This is a genomic window from Microcystis sp. LE19-10.1B (genome assembly GCF_027530565.1).
Taxonomy (GTDB): Bacteria; Cyanobacteriota; Cyanobacteriia; order Cyanobacteriales; family Microcystaceae; genus Microcystis; species Microcystis aeruginosa.
This window is the reverse complement of sequence record NZ_JAPZQM010000018.1, coordinates 1-6985: the sequence shown is the minus strand read 5'-3', so window position 1 is coordinate 6985 and position 6985 is coordinate 1. Positions and strand designations below refer to the sequence as shown.

Here is a 6985-nt window from a genome sequence, read left to right as displayed (position 1 = left end):
CTGTTCGCCGAGCATGGCCTGGGGGTGGGGGGGCTCCGGGGCCGCGCGGGTGCCTGGGGGGCGGCGGCGGAGGCGGGGGGGGGGGTGGGGGGGGCGGGGTGTGGGGGCGGGGGGGTGGGGGGGGGGGGGGTGGGGGGGGGGGGGGGGGGGGGGGGGGGGGTGTGGGGAGGATAAATGAAATGATCTCCTGTCTCCTGTCTCCTGTCTCCTGACTCCTGCCTCCTGTCTCCTGACTACTATTAGGAGCGGCTAATTTCTTCGAGAATAGCCATCGCTTCTGTCACCCTATCCCTAGGGATAAATAAATGATCGTGATAATAACCAGAAATGACATTGACGCTAATTGCTGCTGCGGCCAGTTTCTCGCTAATTACCGCTAAAAATCCCACCGCCGCTAAACTAGAATGCACAGAAAGAGTAATTTGTCTATAAATATATTTGTACTGTAAGTTCTGGCGATCGGCTTGCTGACGGGGAATAATCACCGTTATGCCTTCCTCTTCCTGAAATTGGCAGATAGGGGTTAATTGTAGCTGTTCTAGTCCTGTTGCTGTTAGGGAAGAAAAAACGAATTCTTCGGTATTTAGGACTGGTTTCAGGGATTGGAGCAGAATATCGAGATTAGTTTCGCCTTCCTTTGGTTTTTCTGGCGATTTTTTCGCCGCATCCATACAATGATTGGCAGCAGCGTCAGCCAAACTATTTTTAGCTCGTTCAATCCAGCGCCAGCTAATGCGATCGAATCGGGCAACTAATTGACAAGCACGCTGATAAAAGGGACGTAAACTATCGCTTTTTACCTTCCAGTCTCCCTTAACTTGATTGATGACTAATTGACTGTCTCCACGAATTTCTAGGCTTTTTAAGCCTAATTCTTGAGCTTTTTCCAATCCAATAATCAATCCCGTGTATTCGGCCTCGTTATTAGTGGCTCTCTCCATATATCTAGTCGTGGTCAAGGAATTACCCTCGGCTAAAACTATTACCGCTGCACCGGCTGCTCTCCCCGGATTGCCGCGAGAACCACCATCAAAATAGAGAATTGCTGAATTATCGGTTTTTTGAGCTTTTTTATCCATAATTTTCGTCAATAAATCTTGTTATCTCCATTTTTATCTCTTTGACAATTCTAGGCGGTAGCGATTCCGGGATCGGCAAAGCGGACAAGCAAGATTTTAGCCGATCGCCGCTACCGGGTAACTTTTTTTCTTCAGGTTATTGATAATTATTTGCAGTTGTCGGTTATACTGAGAACATCAGCCTAGAGTTATATTGCTAATAGTTCTCAATTAAAAGCCCCATGAGTACAGACAAATTGCCATCGGAAGGTGAGAAAATCTTCCCTCTTAGTGCTTGGGAGCGCTGGCAGCTCTACCACCGGCTGCAGGCCCTGGACATTGAAGATAAATGCTCGCTCCATAAGCTTTTGCCGGTTCGCATTGATGCCTCCGCTCAACTTTTACAGCTGTGGATTGTCCTGCGACAGGTAGAGGCTTCCCAAAGCTGTTTAATCGGTTGGCAGGAAACCTGTTGGCAGGCATAATCCTTGAGAAAAATTAGCAATCTAAGAGTAAAAAGTGAGAAAGTATGTCAAAATCTGTAACTGCCATGGTTCCCTTTCAAGTGGTCGGTCAATTCCTCGGTTTTGTCCTCAAGGACGGATATAAGGTAAAATACCTGAGAATCAGTGTTGATAAACGAGAATATTGGTTTAAGCCCGAAAAAACACTGCGAGACCACATACCTCTCAATATTGCTCTCCACTCATGGCTAAAAGTGACGGGAGAAAGTAGTCTTTGTTCAAAGAAGGGAAAATTAAAACTGAGGGTACTAGGGATCGAGCATTTATCCGGCGAAAAAACTCCAGAAGTGGCCCCAGCAAAAGCGCAAAAAGCCACCGTCTTAATCTGTCAGAAGTCCGATTGTTGGAAAAATGGCGGTGCGAGAGTCTGCCAAAGGTTAGAGAGTAGTTTAGAGGAAAAAGGACTGGGAGAAGCGGTGAATATTAAATTAACTGGCTGTTTAAAACAGTGCAAAAAAGGGCCGAATCTGGTGGTTATGCCCGATAAAAAGCATTATAATCAGGTAGCTCCCCAAGATGTCCCCTCCCTGATCGAGCGGCATTTTGCCACTTCTGAGCAAGAGAATACTGTATCAGTTTAACCGGAAATTTAATCGGCGATCGCTCTTGACAAATGCTCTTTTATGTGCATCAAAGGGACGAAGTGCCTGAAATTGTAATCAATTAGGGGATAGAAAAAGTCAATTCTTGCCACCGATAATTTATGACTGGTACCACTGCAACCTTGTTAATTTCTTGTCCCGACCAGATTGGTCTGGTGGCGAAAATCGCTAATTTTATCTACGCTAATGGCGGCAATATTATCCACGCCGACCAACACACGGATTTTTCGGCGGGATTGTTTCTGATGCGGATAGAATGGCAATTAGAAGGGTTTAATTTACCCCGTGGGATGATCGAACCAGCTTTCGCCGCTATTGCCAAACCTTTGCAGGCTAGTTGGTCCTTACATTTTTCCGATACTGTCCCGCGTCTAGCTATTTGGGTGACAAAACAGGATCATTGTCTCCTCGATTTATTATGGCGACAACACGGGGGAGAAATTAGGGCAGAAATTCCTTTAATTATTAGCAATCATCCAGAATTACACTCAGTTGCCAATCAATTCGGTATTGAGTTTCATCATATTCCCATTACCGCCGAAACCAAGATTGAACAGGAAGCCAGACAATTAGAGTTACTGCGGGAATACCGGATAGATTTAGTGATTTTAGCTAAATATATGCAGGTTCTCACTCCAGATTTTATTAACTTTTTCCCCAATATTATCAATATTCATCATTCTTTTTTACCGGCTTTTGCCGGAGCTAATCCCTATCAACGGGCTTACGATCGAGGGGTAAAAATTATTGGAGCCACCGCCCATTATATCACTGCCGATCTCGATCAGGGGCCAATTATCGAGCAGGATGTGGTCAGAGTTAGCCATCGCGATACCGTGGGAGATTTAATTCGTCAAGGTAAGGATTTAGAAAGGGTGGTGTTAGCGCGAGCGGTCCGTTTACACTTGCAAAATCGCGTTTTGGTTTACGCTAATCGCACGGTAGTGTTCGCTTAAAATGGGATAAGATGTACTTGACAAAAAAGAGAGCATTGAAGCTTAAAAATTAGGAAGTATCGGCGCGATTGACTAAAATAGCAATAGACCAGATCAGAAGGAAAAAATCATCTATGGCAACCACATCCGAAGACGTATGGCGACTCTTAGCCGAATTAACTGCCGCTCAAAAAGAAACTGACAAACAACTCAAGGAAGTCAGTCAACAACAGAAGGAGACTGAACTACTATTGAAGGAAGTTAGTCAACAACAGAAGGAAAACGCCCAACAACAGAAAGAAACTGACAAACAACTCAAAGAACTGGGCAAACAAATTGGGGGACTCGGTGCAAAATTCGGCAGCTTTACCGAAGGACTTGCCCTTCCTTCAATGGAAACGATTCTCAGACAACAATTTGGTATGGAGGTTATCAGTCCCAGTGTCCGAGTCAGTAAAGAAGGACAACACCTAGAAATTGATGTTCTTGCCTATAGCAATGGTGAGCTAAATACTGCTTATATCGTTGAGGTTAAAAGTCATGTTAGACAGGAAGATATTACACAATTAAAAAGTATTTTGCAACGGTTTCGCCGCTTTTTTCCTGAACACAAAGATAAAAAACTCTATGGCATATTAGCGGCGGTGGATTTATCCCCAGAATTACGCGAAAAAATTCTGCAAGAAGGGTTTTATGTGGCTCGGATTCATGACCAAGTATTTGAATTAGATATTCCCGATAATTTTCCACCTCAAACCTATTAAATAACCCTGCTCTAGGAAAAACTTTTTCAGTAAGCTTTATTGTAATTGTCCGCGCAGAGCATAACGATCTTTTTCTAAGCCGAAAGCGAAGAGAAAAGAATGGCGTATGGTGGGGTTAGAGAGAGTAAAAAAGAGAAAGAGAGCGATAACAGCTAATCCTGACGATAAACTAAACATAGTTTCGTAGGAAATTGCTAAAACCCCCAGAATTGGACCGGCTAAGGCTGTTCCCACATCAAAACCGCCGATACAGATAGAATAGGCCCGGCCGCGTTCTTGGGGCCCAGAGCGATCGGAGATTAAAGCCAGTAACATAGGGAATAAAATCCCCCCTCCCGTACCTTCGAGGATAGCGGCTAAAATTAAAGCGGAGGAAGATCGGGCAGAAGATAGAACCAACATGGATAAACCATAGCAAAAAACGCTAATAGTGATGAATAAACCCCGTCCATAGCGATCACTGGCTCCTCCCGACAAAATCCGTCCGATTACCCCCGATAGTGCCGCATAACTGTAGAATAGACCGGCACTGAAAGGAATCTGATTTTCGAGGAGAAACAGGGGTAAAAAAGCGACTAAACCGCCGAATAAAGTACCGACCAATAGAAAAACTAAGGTAGGGACTAAAAAAGCTCGCTCTTGACATAATGCCCAAAAACTGCGCTCGATTGTCTGATTTTCTGCCTTCATTTGGGCTAATTTTTTCTTGAAGTCCGGTTCTTGAATGGAGAAACCAAAGAGAAAGGCGATCGCTCCTGAAGCGGCGGAAACTAGAAATAAACCGTTATAACCGATCGATTGGTAGAGATAACTGCCTAAAGCTGGACCGATTCCCATGCCTAGGGGTGCAGTTAAGCTCATATAACCAATTATCTCTCCCCGTTGACGAACGGGGGAAAAATCCACCACTAGGGTACTGTAACCGGTGGTAAAAGCGGCGATACTGAGACCATGGTAGGCGCGGACGGCGAATAAAGAGGAAAGATCGCGAAAAAATAGATAACCGAGGGGTGCGGTAGCGGCGACAATAGTTCCAAATAAAACCACTAATTTGCGACTGCGGCGATCAACTAGATTGCCTAACCAACTGCGCGATAAAATTAAACCGATAGCAAAGGCCCCCATGACAAAACCGATATCTTGTTTGCTACCGCCTAGGGAGTCAATATAGGTGGGGAGAGTGGGGAGGAGAGTGGTAATACTTATCCAGAAAAACAGCGCCGTGACGAAGAGGAAGAGTAGTTGACGACGAGTTTCGGCAGTAAGTGATCGAAAAGTTTTGAAAGCGTTCACAACAGCGACCGTCACAGGCAACAAAAAGACCCGGAGATCACGCCAGTCACAAGCATCCCGTATTGCTGCTACCTTCCGGTCCTGACAAGGTTAAGGCGTTGCGATCGCATGAGTCCGAGTCTTTTCTATCATAACATCTTTTTCGGGGATACGGGCATTTTTTTCTGGAGAATCTCCTCTCAATCTAGACTATGAACGGAAATTTCCTCAACGAGGGGGTTTTTGCAATTGTTGTTGTAGAGAAGTTTCCGGTTCGATCGCCAATCCGCTAAACTGTCGGATTAAGAGTGAAGGACTCTCCCTAGAATCGGCAGCGAGGAAAAATAACCAACGGCTGCCGGGGGTGAGTTGTTCGATGGAATTGAAGTTACTTGTCAACCAAATTACAGGTAAATTAGGCAGATTAGCATTTTTTTGACTAGCTTTTGCCTCTATAGCCGCTAAAGTTTCTAAAATGACCCTTTCCCCCTGAATTAACCCCGTTTCACCGGTCCAGAGTTTCACATTTAGTTGCCGACGATGGGCATAAAAATAGAGGGAAGCAGCGGCAATAATCGCCCGTTCAAACCTGTCTTCTTGCCAATCACAGAGGGTATCGAGACAGATAATCACTTCCTGTCCTCCCGTTAACACTTCTAATTCCCGAATTTGCAATTCTCCCAAACGGGCGCTAGTTTTCCAGTGAATTAAACGGGTAGAATCACCCTGGCGATATTGTCTCAAGTTACGGGTAAGTCCTTGACTAGCCCTTTGATAATAGCGATTATTTTCTAATTTTTGTTCCATCTCTTGACCGAGGGAATCGATTAGGGGACATTGTTGTAAGGGTAAAATTTGGGGATAAACTAAAGCTTTAGCCGCTGCTTGATGACAACGACGACACCAAAATAAACCGAGAGGGGCTGCTGTTCTTAATTGTACTTCTTGCCAGTGATAAATACCCCGTTTACTGGTGGGTAAATAATAAGTCCAATGATGGCAACTTTTGGAGGCAATCGCTTCTATTGCGGTTATTTTTGGCTGATCGAGAACTATAGGCAGGATATCTGTCACTTTTAACAGATTTATCGGCTGATTGCTAGTATTTTCTATCTCTAGGCTAATACTAAGATCGTCTCCCGCACTCACGGGTACAATGGCAAGACGACGCACTTTCAGAGGAAGAAGGGAACGACGGGGTAAAATTATCGATAAAATTAAAACAGCGATCGTCGTGCCAGAGATAGCATACAACCATCCCGCCATGGTATTGGTCGCAGCTCCGAAAAAACAGAGGGTAATGCCAATGATTACCCCCCCACCGTAAGCGGGTAAAATACCGCGATCTTCTAACCAAGTTTTCATAGAGTTTAGTGGTTTTGTCGTCTTTGCTAGAAAGCTAAAAATCAGTCCCACACTTCTAGAATTATCCCAAAAGCCATGATAAACTATCAAGGGGATCGGACTGATCAGCTAAGGGAGTTCTCTTCCTTGCCACTGTTGGGATTTTTCTTAACAAAACTTAACAATTGATGGCAAAATTTTGCTTGCTTTTGTGGGCAGATTTTGCAATAATATTTTAAAAAGAGTTTATTTATAATGGTAATCTGAGCAGTCAGCGATAAACAAAAACATCCCATTGTAAGACAATTATAACCCAAGCCGCCGGCAAAGTCAAGCGCTCACTCCTAATTAGGGTTTGCTGAAAAAGCTTTTCCTGGGGGCAGGGTGTGGGGTGTGGGGTGTGGGGTGTGGGGTTTTACCCATTTTCAGGGGGTCAATTACCTAATTTTCAGGGAAAAAGTACCTGAATTTTCCCCCCAATCACTC

Annotated in this window: 7 protein-coding genes and 1 other RNA gene; 4 read left to right on the top strand and 4 right to left on the bottom strand. The window is 44.7% G+C overall.

Annotated features, from left to right (window positions below):
• Positions 1–239: 239 nt before the first annotated feature.
• Entirely contained in the window at positions 240–1079 is an 840-nt protein-coding gene (locus O9332_RS00675; protein ID WP_002759672.1) for a reverse transcriptase-like protein, read from the bottom strand.
• Positions 1080–1300: 221 nt separating this feature from the next.
• Between O9332_RS00675 and O9332_RS00670 the strand changes: the two genes are divergently transcribed.
• The 4 genes from O9332_RS00670 (at position 1301) to O9332_RS00655 (ending at position 3883) form a co-directional block, all read left to right on the top strand.
• Positions 1301–1543 (top strand): Asr1405/Asl0597 family protein, encoded by a 243-nt coding sequence (locus O9332_RS00670; protein WP_288023258.1) that lies wholly within the window; start codon positions 1301–1303, stop codon positions 1541–1543.
• Between the two features lie 44 nt (positions 1544–1587).
• Positions 1588–2163, top strand: coding sequence for a (2Fe-2S) ferredoxin domain-containing protein (locus O9332_RS00665; RefSeq protein ID WP_002759670.1), 576 nt, complete (start codon positions 1588–1590; stop codon positions 2161–2163).
• Positions 2164–2285: 122 nt separating this feature from the next.
• The gene (purU, locus tag O9332_RS00660) at positions 2286–3140 is read left to right on the top strand and encodes a formyltetrahydrofolate deformylase (protein WP_002759669.1); all 855 of its coding nucleotides are present in this window, start codon (positions 2286–2288) and stop codon (positions 3138–3140) included.
• A gap of 113 nt (positions 3141–3253) precedes the next feature.
• Positions 3254–3883, top strand: a complete 630-nt coding sequence (locus O9332_RS00655) for a DUF3782 domain-containing protein (protein WP_288023255.1) — start codon at positions 3254–3256, stop codon at positions 3881–3883.
• Positions 3884–3919: 36 nt separating this feature from the next.
• Here the strand turns inward: O9332_RS00655 and O9332_RS00650 are convergent, their stop codons facing one another.
• From O9332_RS00650 to O9332_RS00640, 3 genes are all read right to left on the bottom strand, one after another.
• The gene (locus O9332_RS00650) at positions 3920–5191 is read right to left on the bottom strand and encodes an MFS transporter (RefSeq protein ID WP_002759666.1); all 1272 of its coding nucleotides are present in this window, start codon (positions 5189–5191) and stop codon (positions 3920–3922) included.
• A gap of 9 nt (positions 5192–5200) precedes the next feature.
• Positions 5201–5297, bottom strand: an RNA gene (gene ffs / locus O9332_RS00645) — signal recognition particle sRNA small type.
• A gap of 86 nt (positions 5298–5383) precedes the next feature.
• Positions 5384–6520, bottom strand: coding sequence for a DUF58 domain-containing protein (locus O9332_RS00640; protein WP_288023254.1), 1137 nt, complete (start codon positions 6518–6520; stop codon positions 5384–5386).
• Positions 6521–6985 lie beyond the last annotated feature (465 nt).